Here is a 17,482-nt window from a genome sequence, read left to right as displayed (position 1 = left end):
GGAAGGACCGCTGATGAGTGAGTTCCGCCGCTACAGGCGCCGGCCGGACCACTACGTAGTAGCCGTACCGCTGCGCTTGGACACCGAGGGGTTCAGCTATCGCAAGTGGGGCGGTGAACAGAAGTGCAAACCTGGGGACTGGCTGGTGGACGACGACGGCGACATCCACACCGTCGACGCGGACGTCTTCGCTGCCACGTACCAGCAGATCCACCGGGGTACTTATGTGAAATGCACGCCTGTCTGGGCTGAAGTTGCCTCGGAAGCCGGAAGCGTGACCACCAAGGAAGGCCGCACCCACTACAACAGGGGCGACTTTGTGGTGTTCAACAACGAAGACGGCACCGATGGCTACGCGATGACCGCCGAAAGATTCGAATCACACTACGAACCGGACGAATAGGGAGTTGACCGAATGCGGAAGACCCCGCTCGCAAAAGCGAGCGGGGTCTTGTCAGCTTGGGCCACCCTCGGGTTTCCAAGACTTCATGAGGCAGAGCGGATCTCGAAACTGCCGATCACCGGGGATTCGACAGGCTCAACCACCAGACAGAGGACGGAGACTGTGGCCTACCGCGGTCACCGAGCATCGGACCCGTGAGGGAAACAAAGATCTACTGCTGCGTGCTCGATTGCTTCACCCGGACCGCTGTGCGCCGTTCATTCTCAACGATCAACGATACGGCGCTGGTGAACCGGGCGTGCCGAGCCCACCGCACCCTTGACCTGCTCGCGGCGCAACGCATCGGCCGTGAATGCCTGCCCGCAGAAAGAACGGAGTACAGGGCGCCGTCCGTCCCGATGTCGAATGCCGTGGCGCCTGCCCATACTGTTCAAGCACGGAAACTGACTGAAGGGTGGCACCCTTCAGACCAGGTGCGAACCCTTCTTCGTCAGTAGTGGCTATGCGCGTTTGTCAGTGGCCCTACTGCTCTCTGTGGCGGTAGCCAGTCAGCCCGAGACCGGATTTTCGCTGGCCACCTGCTCCAAGATCCTGGCTGTCGGCGGTGCGGCCATGAGCGGCTCCATAATATCCGGGTTATCCCACACGTTGGCGCGCAGTCGCTCCAGAAACGCAGCCGCGGCGTCCTTCGTATCGAAGTCCAGATGCACGGCCACATCGTTCTCGTCATCTGCGTCTCGGTAGACCCGGGTCGACCGGGCGCCAGAGGCGGCACGGCCTGCGGGATCGCTATCGAACGCCTGCTTCCATGCGGCGTAGTCTCGGACCGGATAACTTACCTGCAGCGTGAACATCATTGTTCCCTTCGCTCGTCGTTTGTCAGCCACCACGATAGGGCATGCGGCGTTCATCTGGATAGGGCCCCCGGGAATCCTCCCGGAGGACCCAAAGTCCGCTGGGATGTGCTCGATCATAGAGTCTTCGAGGAGTTCACCCGGGGGAAGTGCAGACAGGCTACCTAACCCTAATATTTCCCCGATTCTAGTGACGGTCAGGGCTTGAGAGTTCCAAATCTTGTCCTGGGTTTCGGGCCTTTCCTGTTTCTCCCGGACCGCCTGGATCCGCTTTGCCTGCTCGAGGACGGCGCATTCGGCTGTATTCCTGACACCGCCAAAAAATCCGGCCACAACACCACCAATGGCAGCTCCACCCTGATGGGCAACGCCAATCACGGCATTCCTCCAGCCCTTATCGCGGCCCTTAACCCACGACAGCGGCCCCACTTTGATTACATTAACGAATTGGCCGATCTGCACTTGGGCTTTGTTGACGGACTCCACCATTCCCGACGCCTGCAGAGGGAGGAAGATGCGGGCGGTGTCGTCAAGGTCCCCCGCACGGTGAAGAGCATCCCTGAGCCGATGCACAGCGCGCAGAACGTTACTTCCCATGGCCTCATTGTGCTTGGTTATAACTTCAGTCGAGCTACCTGTGGCCCTGACTTATCTCCCGCGGTACGGATTGCGACAGAGGGCAGGGCCTTCGCCGACAGCCCGATCGGCTCCCGTAGTTTTGCGACATTTCCCAGGATGCCGCCTGCCTACGTGTCTTCACGGACAGACTCCGCGCGGATGCGCGGGGTCTGTCCGTGCTCTCAGTCGAACAACTAGACAGTCCCGGTGGGAAGCCTCAGGCCGGGACTTGCCATATATGCATTTTCAACGAACTTCCGTGTCACGTTCGAACAACGCCTCCAGTCCTGCAATCTTCCGTGCACCTCCGTTTCACCTGCAAGCGCTAATCCCTCAAGGGATCTGGATCCGTGCAGCTCCCTGCATGAGCGGGTCGGAGATCATGACCGTCACCGCACCCGGCGCCACGTCAAAGGCAATGAAGCCGCGGGACTTGTCACCGGGCACGACGGTCCCGGAGCCGAGCTGGTTGTCCGCGAACAGGTTCTGGTCGGCTTTTCGTCCCGCCTTGTCCTTGGCCGTGAAGTAGAAGGGGTTGGAGCTGGTCTCCCCTTCCGATGTTTCCCAGAGGATGTCCAGCAGCAGGTAGGAGCCGCTCTTGGGCGGGGTCGCAAAGGCCGTTGTGCTCACGGACTGGGTCCGGACAGCAGAGACGATCGTGATCTTTGCGACGTTGCCGTTCCCCATGTCAATAGAGAAGGGCTTGCCTACAGTCGGCGCAGCAGGTGCTTTGGGTGCCTCAGGCGCCGGCTCAGCTGCGGGCGCCTGGGCCGCAGCCGGCGTGCCGTCAGCATCGGCGGACGGTTTGGTAGCCGGGGCCGCTGCGCTGGAAGCAGCCGGGCTCGACGCCGAACTGACATCCCCGGCGGGCTTGGCGCCGCCGGAGCAGGAACCAAGAACGATCCCCAGCAGCACAACGCCGGCGGGAATCACGAAGCGCTTCTTCTTGTAGAAGGGACGCTTGGACGCGACGGGGCCGGCAGGAGCCGGAGGAAGGGGTTCGAAACTCTGGTGGGTCATGGGTATGCCTTTCATAGGTGGTGAATAGTGAGGATGGAACACGATGCGGGCAGCTGTTACTGCTTCTGCCAGGTGCCGCAGCGCGATGACTTGAAGTCCTGGCCGGCGGACAGTGCAACCGAGGGCCGCCCGCCGCCCGGGAGGTCGTTTTCGATGATGTTGCCGCCGTTGCTGCCGGTCTCATAGATGCCCCAGTAGCAACTGGATCCGACGTCGGCCGTGGCCCGGTAGGTTCCGGCAGTGATGTCCTTCCCTACGGTCCAGGTGCCGTCGGATACGGTGTTGGCCGCCTTCTGTTTCTCGGCGGCGGTCACCGACTCTTCGCGCTTCTTGACGGCGGCCTCTGCGGACTTCACAGCGGCTTCAGCCTGGCCGACCTCGGTTTCCCGGGCCTGCACTTTCGCTTCCTTATCAGCCATGCCTGCCTGAAGGGCCTCGTAGTCTGATTTCAGGGAGTCATAATCGGACCTGAGGGTGTCCCGCTCTGATTCTGCTCCGGCCCTGGCGTCCGCCAGTGACCGGTAGGCGTCACTGGCTTTGGGGTCAGGAAGTGTGGTTCCGAGGGCGGTTCCGCCGGCCAGCAGGGCAACGGCCACCAGCACGCCGAGAGCTCGCTTCTTGCCGCCCGGACGGCGGGGGGCGGAGCCCGGTGCGGAGCCCATTCCGAATGTTTCTTCCGCGGGCGTCTCCGCCGGATCTGCGACGTCTGCGACGTCCTCGGTGACGGGCGTTCCCGGCGTGCTGCTTTCGGTGTTCATGGTTTCTCCCCAGTTCTCAATCGCGGTAGGACAGGCGGCGGGATACCGATCCCCCAATGCGTGGTTCCCCGCCGCCCGCCGCAGCCCCGGACGATTCCTTCCTAGCTGCAGAACGAAGCTACGGCGGGGCGGCGGCGCAAACACCCAATTGAACTGATAACCCCCGTTATCAGCACCTCACCGGAAATGTCTGCACCTGCCGTTAGGCTGGGGGTCGACGTCGTAAGGAGGCGCAAGTGAACGAAGCAGCAGCCCTGCACATGACGCTCTCGGACGTCGCCGCCCTGGCGAAGGTCCAGCGCCCCGTCGTGTCCATGTGGCGAAAACGCAGCGCCGGCTCAGCCCACCCGTTTCCCGAGCGCGCAGCGCTCGAAGGCGGCCGTGAACTGTTCGACGCCGACCAGGTCGCGGCCTGGCTGGCTGCGACCGGGCGCGGCAACAACGCTGAGGCCCTGAACGACGTCGCCGCCTTCGCGCGGATGCCCGGCGCCGCAAGCGGCGGCGTCCAGCGAGACACACTGAACGGTCTCACAGCCCTACTGACGCTGAAGGCAATAACCGGCAAGGCGCTGGGGCGGATGGGCCCGGATGAACTGCTGGACGTGGCAGACGAGTGCGATCCGGATGACTTGTTCCTGTATTCAGAGCTGGAGAACCTGGGCACATCGCTTGCTTCGACGGCATCGTTCGCGGACCGGCTGGTGGACAGTGCGTACAATGCGCCCGCCGCTTTCGAGCAGCTGCTGGCCGCCCGATTCCGGCTGGGGCTCCGGGAGCATACGGATACCGCCCTCGCGGAGTCGGCGGTGGCGCTGATTTCGTCGGCCGCCGTCGAGCTGGCCGCGACGCTCGACGGCGACACAATGGTTGCCGATTCCACGCGTGGCGGCAGCGACCTTCTGATGGGCGTCGTGCACGCTTCCGGCGAGAGTGCCTCCCACAAGTTTCTGGTACCGGACGACGACGGCGGCGGCGGCCGCCTGGTGCGTCGCCGCCTGCGGGTACACGGCGTGGATGGAGGACAGATCAGGGTGGACCCCAGCGGCGAGTTCGCCATCCAGGGACCTGTGGTCCACGTGGCGCAGTACCCGTCCCTTGGCGCGCCGGGCATGGATGCGATGCAGATCCTCTCAGCCGTGGAACACCTCGTCCTGCAGATGGACGACCAGCAGCGGGCTGTCATCCTCGCCCCGGCACGGGTTCTCTGCGATGTGCCGCTGGCCGCCGATGCTGCAGGGCTCCGTTCGGGGCTTCTGCGAACGGGCCGGGTGCGCGCCATCGTACGGCTGCCCCAAGGCCTGCTGGTTTCCAAGCCCCGCGAAGCGCAGGCACTCTGGGTTCTGGGACCGTCGTTCGCTGAGGTACCCATCGCCGAGCGCTGGACCATGGTGGCGAACCTCAGCACCCAGGGCCTCAGCGAAGGCGCCAGGGTGGACCTGGTTAGCGACATCGTCGCATCCATGGGAAACCGCGCCACGGTGCGCGCCCACTCCTTCCGCTTCGCCCGGCTGGTGCAGACCCGTCTCCTGCTGGCCAGCAGACAGTCCTTGGTGGCAGTTCAATCGGGCGATTCGGTTCCGGAGCCCGGCGTCGCGGAGGCCGTCCTCCGGGTGGAAGAACTCGTGCGCCTCCTGCAGACTTCAAAAACCGAGCAAGCCCGCTCCGTCGCGGTACTCCCCGGAGCGCCAACCGCGAAAGCTCAGGCCACCTCCGTCCAGGAACTGATCGCCGCCGGCAACCTCAGGTACATCAAGGGCAACCGGCTCGACGACGCCCGTCTGACGGCAAAGGATGGAACACAGGCGTTGGGCCCGGCGGAGCTGCTCGACCCGCACGCAGCACCACCACGCCGCATCGCCCTTCTCGACTTCGCCGCGGCCTACCCCGCTGGCCGTCTCACCGAGCCCGGCGATGTCGTGTTCTGTACCAGCCCGCGGCCCGCCGCAAGGGTCGACGTCGAAGGCGGAGCCATCGTCGTCTTCCCGGCCAGGGTGTTGAGGATCGACGCCGGTGACCCGGGCGGTCTGATGGCCGACGTCGTCGCTGTCGACATCAACAGAATGGCTCCGTCAGATAAGGACTGGCGTAAGTGGCGGCTCCGCCGCACGCCGGATGCGCAGCGGCAGCCACTGCAGAGCGTCCTCGCCGAGCTGCAACACGGGCAGCAGGAAACCCTGCTTCGGCTCGAACAGCTGGAGGAACTCGCTACCCTGATTACGGACGGCGTAGCGGGCGGAAGCCTTACCCTGACAGACCCAATTTCCAACCACGCCGCAGCACCAGCAGAAGGAACCAGATAATGCCCCCGAAATTGAAGGTGGACCTCGCCCCGTCCACCATGAAGGAACTCAAGGACACCCTCTGGAAGGCCGCGGACAAGCTGCGCGGCTCTATGGATGCCTCCCAGTACAAGGATGTGATCCTGGGCTTGGTGTTCCTGAAGTACGTCTCGGACGCCTTCGAGGAGCGGCGTGGACAGATCCAGGGTGAACTGGAAGCCGAGGGGCTTAACGAGGAGCAGATCGCCCAGCTGATCGACGACGTGGACGAGTACACCGGCCGCGGCGTGTTCTGGGTTTCCGAACGGGCGCGCTGGTCCTACCTGGCCGAGAACGCCAAGGGCCTGCCGGCTATGGACGGCGCCGAGCCCAAGTCGATCGGTCTGCTCATCGATGAAGCCATGGACCTCATCATGGCCGACAACAAGAGCCTGGCTGCCACGCTCCCCCGCATCTACAACCGCGACAATGTGGACCAGCGCCGCCTGGGTGAGCTGTTGGACCTGTTCAACTCCGCCCGTTTCACCGGCCAGGGCGCCAGCAAGGCCCGCGACCTGCTGGGCGAGGTGTACGAGTACTTCCTGGAGAAGTTCGCCAAGGCCGAGGGCAAGCGCGGCGGCGAGTTCTACACCCCCGCCGGTGTTGTCCGGGTCCTCGTCGAGGTCCTGGAACCGCACAGCGGCCGCGTCTACGATCCGTGCTGCGGCTCGGGCGGCATGTTCGTCCAGGCCGAGAAGTTCCTGGCGGCCCACAACATGGAGGGCTCGGACATCTCCGTCTACGGCCAGGAGCTCAACGAGCGCACCTGGCGGATGGCCAAGATGAACCTCGCCATCCACGGCCTCAACGCCAACCTCGCCTCCCGCTGGGGAGACACCTTCGCCCGGGACCAGCACCCCGAATTGAGCGGGAACAACGGCGCCGACTTCATCATGGCCAACCCGCCCTTCAACATCAAGGACTGGGCCCGCTCCGAGTCCGACCCCCGCTGGAAGTACGGCGTACCCCCGGCCGGCAACGCCAACTACGCCTGGATCCAGCACATCATCTCCAAGCTCGCCCCCGGCGGTAGCGCCGGCGTGGTCATGGCCAACGGCTCCATGTCCTCCAACTCCGGCGGCGAGGGAGAGATCCGCGCCCAAATGGTGGAAGCCGACCTGGTCTCGTGCATGGTGGCGCTGCCCACGCAACTCTTCCGCAGCACCGGCATCCCCGTCTGCACCTGGTTCTTCGCCAAGGACAAGACCGCCGGGAAGAACGGCTCCGTGGACCGCACCGGGCAGGTGCTGTTCATCGATGCCCGGAACCTCGGCTACATGGTGGACCGCGCCGAGCGCGCACTGTCCGACGACGACATTGCGAAGATCGCCAACACCTACCATGCCTGGCGCGGCACCGCGTCAGCGGTCGAGGCCCGCCAGACCTACGTCGACGAGGCCGGCTTCTGCTACTCGGCGACCCTCGCGGAGGTCAAGGGAACGGACTACGCGCTGACGCCGGGGCGGTACGTCGGCGCCGCCGTTGTAGAGGATGACGGCGAACCGATCGAAGAGAAGATCGCGAGGCTGTCCAAGGAATTGTTCGTGCAGTTCGACGAGTCCGAACGGCTCGCTGATGTTGTGCGCGAGCAGTTGGGCCGGGTTTCACGATGACTAGATCCGCTCCGCTGTCCGACCTCGCCGTACCCAAAGGGTTAGTCGGCGGCCCGTTCGGCTCTTCCTTGGTGAATAGTGACTACGCGTCGGCCGGCGTACCCGTAATCCGTGGCACGAACTTAGGATTCGGACGGTACTTGGGGGGTCCATATGCCTTCGTTTCAGAGGAAAAGGTCGTCAAGGATCTCGCGCGAAACACGGCCACAACAGGCGACGTAATTTTCACCCAACGTGGGACCCTCGGACAAGTCGCCATTGTTCCCGCGAACGCATACCCTCTCTTTGTCGTGTCGCAGAGCCAGATGCGATTGCGCGTAGATCCAGCCAAGGCTGCGCCAGCCTATGTGTACTATGCGTGTGCTTCTGACGCCTTCATGAAGCAGATCGATGACAACGCGATCAGCACGGGTGTGCCGCATATCAATCTGGGTATTCTGAATCGTTTGACCATACCGTTGCCGCCTCTACAAGAGCAGCGAGCGATTGCGGAGGTGCTCGGGGCATTCGACGACAAGATCGCCGTCAACACAAAGCTGGCCGCCACATCTGACGACTTGATAGCACTTCATTTTCGGCATGCCGTTGCATCAGAGGGCACCGCATCTCGACCGCTCTTTGACGCTATTGACATCGACTTTGGGGAACCCTTCCAGGGAATCAACTTCTCCGAGCCCGGCACCGGGCGGCCATTGATCCGTATTCGAGACTTGAAGACATTCACCAGTCAGGTCTGGACAACAGAAAGTCGTTCTCGGGAAATCCTCGTTCAGCCCGGGGATGTCGTTGTGGGGATGGATGCCGAGTTCAGGCCGACGTCGTGGCTGGGCGAGCCGGGGCTCTTGAACCAGCGGGTATGCCGAGCGCGCGGTAAATCGACAGGCCCTGCCTTTGTCCGTGAAACTCTCAAGGAACCGCTTGGGCGGATCGAAGGCTACAAAACGGCAACCACGGTGATTCACCTGAACAAGAAGGACTTGCAAGAGGCCGAGGTTCTGGTTCCGGACTCTGACAGCTTGGCTCTGTTCGAGGCCTCTGTTGAAGTGCTCTACTCCCAGCGGGTAGGCCTTGCAATCGAAAACCGCACGCTGTCGGCTATTCGCGACGCTCTCCTGCCCCAGCTCATGTCCGGCCAGCTGCGCGTCAAGGACGCCGAGAATGTACTGGAGACCGCAGAGGTATGAGCCAGAACGGGGGCGAGATTCAGCCTGGAGCACGGAAGCACGCCAGCAGGGCGTCGTTTCCCGGCACGCCGGCGGCTAGCTCCATGCCTCAGTGGTACCCGGAACTCCTAGCCTCCGTCACCCAGAGGATCGCCAGAGGACGTCTCCAAGCCGTTCAAGCTATGAATCGAGAGCTGGCAACCACAAGCTGGGCCATAGGCAATGATCTGCTCGAACGCGAAACCTCCGAAGGTTGGGGTGCGAAAGTTGTAGTGCGTCTCGCTGCCGACATTTCCAGTGAATTTCCCGGCGCGCGCGGGTTCTCTCCCCGAAACCTCCGGTACATGAAGTCATTCGCCGAAGCGTGGCCCGATCCGGCAATGTTGCAACGCATTGCAACATTGCCGTGGGGCCACCAGATCGCCCTGCTCGAGAAGCTCAACGATGCGGACACCCGCCTCTGGTACGCGGCAGCCGCCGTCGAAAACGGCTGGTCGCGGGCGGTATTGGTCCACCACGTTGAGACGAAACTCCACGAACGCAGTGGCAAGGCGATCACCAACTTCTCGGCGACCATGCCGCAGTCGGACTCTGACCTTGCCCAGCAGTCCCTGAAGGATCCCTACGTCTTCGACTTCGTCGCCATGACGGACCGGCGCAGCGAACGCGAGCTCGAAACGCAGCTGGTCCAGCACATCGAGAAGTTCCTGCTGGAGTTGGGCCAGGGCTTCGCCTTTGTCGGCGAGCAGGTCCGGCTGGAGATCAACGGCGACGAGTTCTTCGCCGACCTGCTGTTCTACCACCTCAAACTCCGCTGCTACCTGGTCATCGAGCTAAAGGCCGTCAAGTTCGAACCGGGCTTCCTCAGCCAACTGGGCATGTACATGGCCGCCGTCGACGATCTGCTGGCCCATCCTGATGACAAACCAACAATCGGCCTGCTGCTTTGCAAGTCCAAAAACAACCTAGTGGCCGAGTACGCGCTGCGCACCACGTCGATGCCCATCGGCGTCTCCGAGTGGAAGGCCGAGATCGTCGAGTCGCTCCCCGAGGAGTTCGCCGCCAGCCTGCCCAGCATCAGCGAACTCGAAGCCGAACTTTCACACGACATCTAGCATGACATCCGGTCAATCAGGGGGAACCACCGTGACAACAGCACCCGCAGTAGCCTTTTCCGAAGCTGATTGGGAGGGTGTTGCCCTTGAGCTCCTAGCCGAGCCGCTCGGCTGGCGGCCCGCCACCGGACAGGACATCGCTCCCGGCCGGGGAGAGCGCGATTCCTGGGACGAGCTACTGATCCGGCCCCGGCTGCTCACGGCCCTGCAACGGTTCAACCCGACTGTCCCCGCCCAGTACTTACAGCAGGCCCTCGCCGAGATCGCGTCACCAAAGTCCCAGGACGCCATCACCGAGAACCACCGCATCCACAACTGCCTCACGGGCGGCTACCGGCTCAGCTACATCGACTTGGACGGCAGGGAGGCCAACCCCACCATCCACCTGCTCAGCTCGGACCCGGACCAGAACGACTGGCTCGCCGTCAACCAGGTCACGCTGGTGCAGGGCGACTACAAACGCCGCTTCGACGTCGTGCTTTACTGCAACGGCATGCCGGTGAGCGTCATCGAACTCAAGAAGGCCGGCAGCGCCACCGCCGACGTCGCCTCGGCGCACGCCCAGCTGCAGACCTACCTCCGCGAGTTCCCGATGGCGTTCCGTTTCTGCGTGTTCACGCTCGCCTCGGACGGGATCCAGGCCAAGTTCGGAACGCCCTTCACGCCACTCAACCACTTCTCGCCGTGGAATGTGGACGACGACGGTGTGCCGGTTGCGCCGGGGTACATGGAAGACGGCCAGGCCGTGACTGCGCTGGAGACCGCACTCCAGGGTCTCTACAACCAGGAACGCTTCCTGCAGCTGACGCGCAACTTCACCGCCTTCGACGAAGGATCGGACGGCCTCAGCAAGCGCATTGCAAAGCCGCACCAGTATTTCGCCGTGACCAAAGCGGTGGGTAGCACCGTCCAGGCCGTGGAGAGCAACGGCAAGGCCGGCGTCGTCTGGCACACGCAGGGTTCGGGCAAGTCGATGGAAATGGAGCTGTACGCCAACCTCGTGGCAAGACACCCCAAGCTCAAAAACCCCACAGTCGTGGTCATCACGGACCGTAACGAACTCGACGGCCAGCTGTTCGAGGGCTTTGACCGCAGCCTGTTGCTGGCCGAGTCACCGAAGCAGATCCGTAAGCGGTCGGAGCTTCGGGAGGAGCTGAGCAACCGTACTACCGGCGGCATCTACTTCACCACTCTGCAGAAGTTCGGCCGCAGCAAGTCGGAGAAGGACGCCGGCTCGGACCACCCGCTGCTGTCCGACCGCCGCAACATCATCGTGGTGGTGGACGAGGCGCACCGCTCTCACTACGACGACCTCGACGGCTACGCCCGGCACCTCCGCGACGCACTGCCGCACGCCACGCTGATCGCGTTCACCGGGACGCCGATCTCCTTCGATGACCGCAACACCCAGGAGGTGTTCGGCGAGTACATCGACATCTACGACCTCTCACGGGCAGTCGAGGACGGCGCCACCGTACCTGTGTACTTCGAGCCGCGGCTCATCAAGGTGGGGCTGGCCTCCAACGTGACGGAGGAAATCCTTGATCAGGCGGCCGACGAGGCAACGCTGGGCCTGGACGAAACGGAGCGGGAGCGCATCGAGGCGAGCGTCGCCGTCGTGAACGCCGTCTACGGTGCGCCGCAACGGATCGCCGCGCTGGCCGCGGACCTGGTGGCGCACTGGGAGAACCGTAGCGCACGGATGGGCATGTTCATCGAGGCGCCGGGTAAGGCGATGATCGTGGGCGGGACGCGGGAAATCTGCGCGAAGCTGTACACAGCGATTGTGGAGCTGCGGCCTGACTGGCATTCCGACGACCTCACCAAAGGCAAGATCAAGGTGGTCTATTCGGGCACCGCGTCCGACGTGCCGCCGGTGTCCAACCATGTACGTCGCGACTCGGCCAACGCTGTGGTGAAGGAGCGGCTCAAGGACGTGGATGACGAACTGGAGCTGGTGATCGTCAAGGACATGATGCTGACCGGCTACGATTCTCCGCCGCTTCATACCCTGTACCTGGACCGGCCGCTCAAGGGAGCGCTGCTGATGCAGACCCTAGCCCGCGTGAACCGGACATTCCGTGGCAAGGAGGACGGACTGCTGGTGGCGTACGCTCCGCTGGCGGAGAACCTGGCTAAGGCGCTGGGCGAATACACGAAGGACGACCGGACGAACAAGCCGGTGGGTAAGAACATTGACGAGGCTGTTGGTCTGACGGTTTCACTGGTGGATTCCTTGCGTGGTCTGCTCGCCGGCTACGACTGGAAGGCCGTGCTGATGAAGGGCGGGCCAAAGGCGTTCCTGAACGCAGTAACTGGCGCGGTCAGCTACCTGCGCAACCCTGGGTCGCCCGGCAACCAGCCGGCCGACGGCGAAGAATCGCTTGCCGCGAAATACCGCAGGTTCTCCAGCCAGCTTTCACGGGCCTGGGCGTTGTGCTCCGGTTCTGAAACTCTTGCTGAGCTGCGGCCGGAGATCCAGGTGTACGAGGAGATCCGCGTCTGGATGGCGAAGTACGACGCCGCCGACCGGCAGGCCAGCGGCGAGCCCGTGCCGGAAGAGATCCAGCGTCTGCTGGGCAATCTAATCGCTTCGGCGACATCCTCCGGCGAGGTACTGGACATTTACGATGCTGCCGGCATGCCGAGACCGTCGCTGGATGACCTGACGCCCGAGTTCATCGCCAAGACCCAGCAGGCGCGGAATCCGCAGCTGGCCATTGAAGCGCTGCGGAAGCTGATCGCCGACGAGTCTGCGAAGACGACACGCAACAACGTGATCCGGCAGCGGGCATTCTCCGAGCGCATCACCGAGCTGATGAAGAAGTACACCAACCAGCAGCTCACGTCAGCCGAAGTGATCGCGGAGCTGGTGGAGTTGGCGCGAGAGGTGGCCGCGGAGGGTAAACGCGGCTTGCAGTTCACTCCCCCTCTGAATTCGGACGAGCTGGCGTTCTACGATGCGGTGGCGCAGAACGAGTCGGCGGTGGAGGTGCAGGGCGAAGGCGTCCTGGCTGATATCGCGAGGGAGCTGGTTTCGGTGATGCGCCGGGACGTGCGGACTGACTGGACCGTCCGCGACGACGTCCGTGCGAAGCTACGCTCGTCGATCAAGCGGCTTCTGGTGCGGTTCGGGTATCCGCCGGACAAGCAGCCGGAGGCGATCAAGCTTGTTATGGAACAGATGGAGTCCATGGCGCCGCGGTTTGCCGAGGCACGAGGTTGAGCCCAGGACGAGAGCTCTGAAATTTCAGTCGCGGAATCAAAAAGTTGCCAACCCCCTCCGAGAGAGCAATCCATGAACCCCAACGCTGCACCCACGCTTGAGGCCCACGAATTAGCCTTGGAGAAGGTTTTTTCGAGTGACTTCGCCTTCTCCATTCCTGATTATCAGCGTCCTTACTCATGGTCAACGGATCAATCTGGTCAGTTGCTCGACGATCTCAAAGACGCCATGGATCAGGAAGACAACGAGCCATATTTTCTGGGTTCCGTAGTTCTCGTCAAGTCCAAGGGTAGCCCGGCTGCTGACGTTATTGACGGTCAGCAGCGATTGACGACACTCACAATTCTGTTCTCGGCTCTTCGTGCACTGGCATCCGACGAAAAAGTCGTCAATAGGATTGAAAGCTGGATTCACGCCCCAATCGATCCTTTCGATGACGCACCATCCCAACCCAGAATCATTCTGCGCAATCGAGACCAAGATTTCTTCTTTCAGTACATCCAGTCCGCTGACGGTCCTGGGAAGCTGTTGGACAGGAAATTTCTCGGCGCTGCTGCGTCAGAATCACAACAAAAGATTTTCGATAACTTTCAGCATTTCTACACTGAATTGGAAGCCTGGAGCGAGGATCGCCGAAAACAGATCGCTGCTCTACTGTCGAAGCGCACCTTCCTGGTAGTTGTCAGCACACCTTCCACGGAGAGCGCCCACCGAATCTTCAGTGTGATGAATTCACGTGGGCTGGAACTTTCGCCAGCAGACATCTTCAAGTCCCGGGTCATTGGGGCAATCTCCGATGATGCGGTCAGACAGAAATATTCTGAAAAATGGGAGCAGGCCGAAGTAGACATCACACGCTCCGCCTTTGCCGACCTGTTTCTGCACTTACGCACGATTTTTATGCAGGAACGGGCTAAGTCGTCGCTCCTCAAGGAATTCCAGGAGTCCGTACTGTCGCAGTTCTTACCTAACAGGGCAGCTATATTTGTCGATGAGGTTGTAGTTCCATACGCCGAGGCGTACTCAACAGTCACAGACGCCTCCTACCAAGGAAAATCTCGCACTGCCGAAGTCAACGCTTTTCTCAAACGACTAAACGCCCTCAATAATAAGGACTGGTTACCGCCGGCGTTATGGGCAATGCATCATCACAGTGAAGATGAAATCTTCCTGGCCGAGTTCTTCAGCGCGCTCGAGCGCCTCGCAGCATCCATGCTCATCCGACGTGAGTATGCGACGCCTCGTGCGCAACGATATGCCGAGCTTCTAAGGCACCTTGAGAGCGGCAACGGCCTGGAATCTAGGGCGCTCCAATTGAATGAGCAGGAGAAATCCGCGACGCTGGATTTCCTCGACGGCCCAATATATCGGGCAAATCCCGTCGCAAGGTACGTTTTGCAACGCCTCGATGAGATCCTCGCAGGGGAATCGGGAGTCAGCTACAACCATAAGATCATCACGGTCGAGCACGTCCTCCCGCAGCGCCCAGGACTGGACTCGAAATGGCGGCGTAACTTTACAGACGATGAGCGTTCGACGCTAGTCAACCGCTTGGGCAACCTTGTGCTCTTGAATCGCCGAAAGAATTCACAGGCTGGCAACGCGGATTTCGTAGCAAAGAAGGAAAATTATTTCAAGACGACTAAAGGGGTTTCTGTCTTCTCCGTGACTACGCAAGTGATTACCGAAACTGATTGGACTGCAGAAACAATTAGACTTCGGCAAGAGAAACTACTTTCTCTCTTAGCGAAGGAGTGGGCGTTGGCACCCCTGCGGGAAGGTCCAAGACAAGCCGCGACAGATGGCTCTTCGCTACATCTGTGGATATACGGGGCTGAGGGCGCGTATGGTCATGCCACCTACATGCATGGCGAATTTATCGTCACCGAGGCGCGGCTCCTAAAAACCACAAAGATATCTATGAGAAATAGTCTCCTGGCATTTCGAGACGATTTGATCTCGAAGGCCGTTCTGAGTGACGACGGACCGAACCATTTCGTACTGAGGGAGCCCCAAACATTCACGTCCTCGAGTGCCGCCGCCATGTTCGTCCTCGGCCGCTCCAGTAACGGCCGTACTGAATGGAAAAGTGAAGCAGGTGTTCCTCTTCAAGATTTGACGGATATGTCATCCCCTCCGGTGCGATGAGGCATGTCCGTCCCCATTAAGTCTCGTGTGTTCGAATTACGGGGCATCACTAGCCCCGGGTCGAACCGACCGACTGCACTGCCCGTCGGAACCAGCCGACGAGCAGTGCAGTAGCTGGGCTGGCTAGGGCACCAGCCGCACTTGGGGGCGGGTGTCTTCTGCGCCAAGAATTTCGCGAACGCGCGCAACTGGCCATCTGAGTTCATTAGCCAACTCGACGAGACTGAAGCCATGCTTCTCGGCCAGCCGTTGTCCTTCGGACAGCAGGGATGGCATGTCACCACGATAAGCTGCCACCGGTTCAACCGCTTGGAATTCGTTGGCACTTCACAGACGCTGGTAAGCACGCCGCACAGCCGTATCGGGTACGACCGAAGTTCCTGCATCCGCCTGATCAGCGACACCGGCGAGACGCCCCAGGTACGGCCAAGGCGGTCCAGCTCAGAGAGCCGCAGCGTCTTCGGCATGAGCGGGCCGATCTCCGCCGACGGTGTCAGGAGTTCAGCTGCGAAGGCATCGGCTTAGCGTTCCTGCGGCGGGCCCCCAAGCGCCACATGTCGCTGGCCAGCTAGTACCTCCGGACTGTCGCGGACTGTTCGCGCTGCGCGCCATCATCGCCCTGCCACCGCACGGTGCAGACTGCGCGCTCCGACGAAGCCATCGAAAAGTACAGGGCAAATCGAGCGGACTGCCCCGGGGGAATGACATCGATAGGTTCATGGTTGTCGTGGACTGCGAAGACCTCATCGTCCCCGTCTCCAATCGAAAAATCGTACGAAACGTTTCGCGCGACGACTCCGGTCTGATTGTCCAGTACGAGATAATAGCGGCGTTCGGTGCGCAAACGGCCCTTCGAGTCAGACGTAGGATTCTCAGATATTTCGATCCTCGGCCACACCCGTTTAGCTGGGTCGTCGCCCGCATGAGTAGAAGAGGGAATATCAGTCGCGCCGGCTTTCAGACTCTCTTGATACGCGGCAGCCTGACTGCTCAAAATGTGGTGAACATGTGCAGCGAGTTCGGACTCGGACTGATACTCCATTATCAACGCGTTCCTGCGCCATTCATCAAACTTCCTTTCCAGTCTCAACTTTTCCGCGGTAGCCTCCCAACCCGCAACCGGAGTTCTAAGTCCGACATTTCGCAGAACACTTACGCGCTTCCCAGCTGAGTGAGCGACGAGTATCTCTTCTTCAGTGCCTGAATCGGCGTCACTCGTTGGGGTCCCCAAGCGGTCAGCGAACAACGCGACGACGATATCGCAGTCCCGGACCAGTGTGTCGTTTAGGATCTGCTGAGCGGGGCGCCCAAAAGCGCTGCCCGAGTTTACGGACTAATGTGTCGTGACAACAGTCAGACCCAGGTGCCTACCGTATTGTGTGTTCCACTGGCTGACCGTCCGTTCGACGAGTTGTCGATCCGCCGCGGGCACGTCCCCAGGACACGAAATCAGCATCTGTAGTGTGAGTGACGAGTAGGCCATGATTCTCCTGCAAGACTGTGAGATGCGCGTAAAAGCCAAGTATTGCGATGGGCGGAAGGAACGGCCCCCACTGTGAGATTCCGATCTATCTGGACCATTCCGCGAAGTTGAACTCACTGTTTGCGCGAAGCTTTCGATCACCCCATTTTGCCGCTGCTCCAAACTAGTTGGCCCTTTTTCTCAGAGACGGTCGACCATGACGTCCGGGCCGAACTCAAGGGGAGGTAGTTGGGGCAGTCCCTTGCGCATGGCAAACAACTTCCGTTTCCTAAGGGGAACGGGTCCGCCCATCACGGATGGCAGGATTGACTGGGCAGGGTCGTCATCAAGGGCGTGGCGGCGCCCGGCGGAAGCCCGCCACCCTCGAAGGGTGCCAGCCGGGCCGCGTCCGCCGTTGCAGTCTGTTGAAGGTCGTCCTCGTCTCAGCCGAGATATGGGGACAAGCGCTCTTCGAAAGCTTCCTTCGGCATGGCTCCCATGAATGAATCGACGATTTCACCGTTCTGGAACACTCGAAAGGCCGGGATCGAAGTTACCTGGTATTTCCGGGCGAGCTCGGGATTCTCATCCACATTGAGCTTTACGACGTCAATCTTTTCTCTGTGGTGTCGTGCGATTTCGTCTAGCACGGGGCCGACTGCCCGACAGGGCGGGCACCATGCTGCCCAGAAGTCGACCAAGACTGGCCGTTCGTTTCGGAGCACATCTGCCTTAAACGTCGAAGTTGTGGTGGTGCGTGCAGACATTTCGTTCTCGCTTTCAG

12 protein-coding genes are annotated in these 17,482 nt (G+C 61.5%); 7 read left to right on the top strand and 5 right to left on the bottom strand.

What is annotated here, in order from left to right:
• The first annotated feature begins 13 nt into the window (after positions 1-13).
• A complete protein-coding gene (locus ASG92_RS24805) occupies positions 14-403 on the top strand; it encodes a hypothetical protein (protein ID WP_056634962.1) in 390 nt (129 codons plus the stop codon).
• Between the two features lie 548 nt (positions 404-951).
• On the opposite strand, the gene ASG92_RS30165 is transcribed toward ASG92_RS24805, so the two are convergent.
• The 3 genes from ASG92_RS30165 to ASG92_RS24790 all read right to left on the bottom strand — a co-directional run bounded on the left by ASG92_RS30165 (position 952) and on the right by ASG92_RS24790 (position 3,653).
• Positions 952-1,854 (bottom strand): hypothetical protein, encoded by a 903-nt coding sequence (locus ASG92_RS30165; RefSeq protein ID WP_240987295.1) that lies wholly within the window; start codon positions 1,852-1,854, stop codon positions 952-954.
• A gap of 354 nt (positions 1,855-2,208) precedes the next feature.
• Positions 2,209-2,895, bottom strand: coding sequence for a DUF4352 domain-containing protein (locus ASG92_RS24795; protein ID WP_056634956.1), 687 nt, complete (start codon positions 2,893-2,895; stop codon positions 2,209-2,211).
• A gap of 56 nt (positions 2,896-2,951) precedes the next feature.
• Positions 2,952-3,653 carry a hypothetical protein gene (locus tag ASG92_RS24790; protein WP_056634954.1) on the bottom strand — a complete coding sequence of 234 codons (702 nt, stop codon included), beginning with the start codon at positions 3,651-3,653 and terminating at the stop codon, positions 2,952-2,954.
• A 236-nt stretch (positions 3,654-3,889) separates the two neighbouring features.
• On the opposite strand from ASG92_RS24790, the gene ASG92_RS24785 reads away from it, so the two are divergent.
• The 6 genes from ASG92_RS24785 to ASG92_RS24760 all read left to right on the top strand — a co-directional run bounded on the left by ASG92_RS24785 (position 3,890) and on the right by ASG92_RS24760 (position 15,236).
• Positions 3,890-5,953 carry a hypothetical protein gene (locus ASG92_RS24785; protein ID WP_082579725.1) on the top strand — a complete coding sequence of 688 codons (2,064 nt, stop codon included), beginning with the start codon at positions 3,890-3,892 and terminating at the stop codon, positions 5,951-5,953.
• Positions 5,953-7,584, top strand: coding sequence for a class I SAM-dependent DNA methyltransferase (locus ASG92_RS24780; protein WP_056634952.1), 1,632 nt, complete (start codon positions 5,953-5,955; stop codon positions 7,582-7,584). Before ASG92_RS24785 ends, ASG92_RS24780 begins: the two co-directional genes overlap by 1 nt.
• A complete protein-coding gene (locus tag ASG92_RS24775) occupies positions 7,581-8,768 on the top strand; it encodes a restriction endonuclease subunit S (RefSeq protein ID WP_082579724.1) in 1,188 nt (395 codons plus the stop codon). Before ASG92_RS24780 ends, ASG92_RS24775 begins: the two co-directional genes overlap by 4 nt.
• Positions 8,765-9,862 carry a PDDEXK nuclease domain-containing protein gene (locus tag ASG92_RS24770; protein ID WP_082579723.1) on the top strand — a complete coding sequence of 366 codons (1,098 nt, stop codon included), beginning with the start codon at positions 8,765-8,767 and terminating at the stop codon, positions 9,860-9,862. Before ASG92_RS24775 ends, ASG92_RS24770 begins: the two co-directional genes overlap by 4 nt.
• Before the next feature lies 1 nt (position 9,863).
• On the top strand, positions 9,864-13,088 hold the full coding sequence (locus ASG92_RS24765; protein ID WP_056634947.1) for a type I restriction endonuclease subunit R: 3,225 nt from the start codon (positions 9,864-9,866) through the stop codon (positions 13,086-13,088).
• A gap of 72 nt (positions 13,089-13,160) precedes the next feature.
• The gene (locus ASG92_RS24760; RefSeq protein ID WP_082579722.1) at positions 13,161-15,236 is read left to right on the top strand and encodes a DUF4357 domain-containing protein; all 2,076 of its coding nucleotides are present in this window, start codon (positions 13,161-13,163) and stop codon (positions 15,234-15,236) included.
• A 568-nt stretch (positions 15,237-15,804) separates the two neighbouring features.
• On the opposite strand, the gene ASG92_RS24750 is transcribed toward ASG92_RS24760, so the two are convergent.
• Complete coding sequence (locus tag ASG92_RS24750) at positions 15,805-16,278, bottom strand: hypothetical protein (RefSeq protein ID WP_056634942.1); 474 nt, start codon at positions 16,276-16,278, stop codon at positions 15,805-15,807.
• Between the two features lie 863 nt (positions 16,279-17,141).
• Positions 17,142-17,465, bottom strand: coding sequence for a thioredoxin (gene trxA / locus ASG92_RS24745; protein ID WP_056634939.1), 324 nt, complete (start codon positions 17,463-17,465; stop codon positions 17,142-17,144).
• Between the last annotated feature and the right edge of the window lie 17 nt (positions 17,466-17,482).

Source organism: Arthrobacter sp. Soil736, from assembly GCF_001428005.1.
Classification (GTDB): Bacteria; Actinomycetota; Actinomycetes; order Actinomycetales; family Micrococcaceae; genus Arthrobacter.
This window is presented reverse-complemented; position numbering and strand designations above follow the sequence as displayed.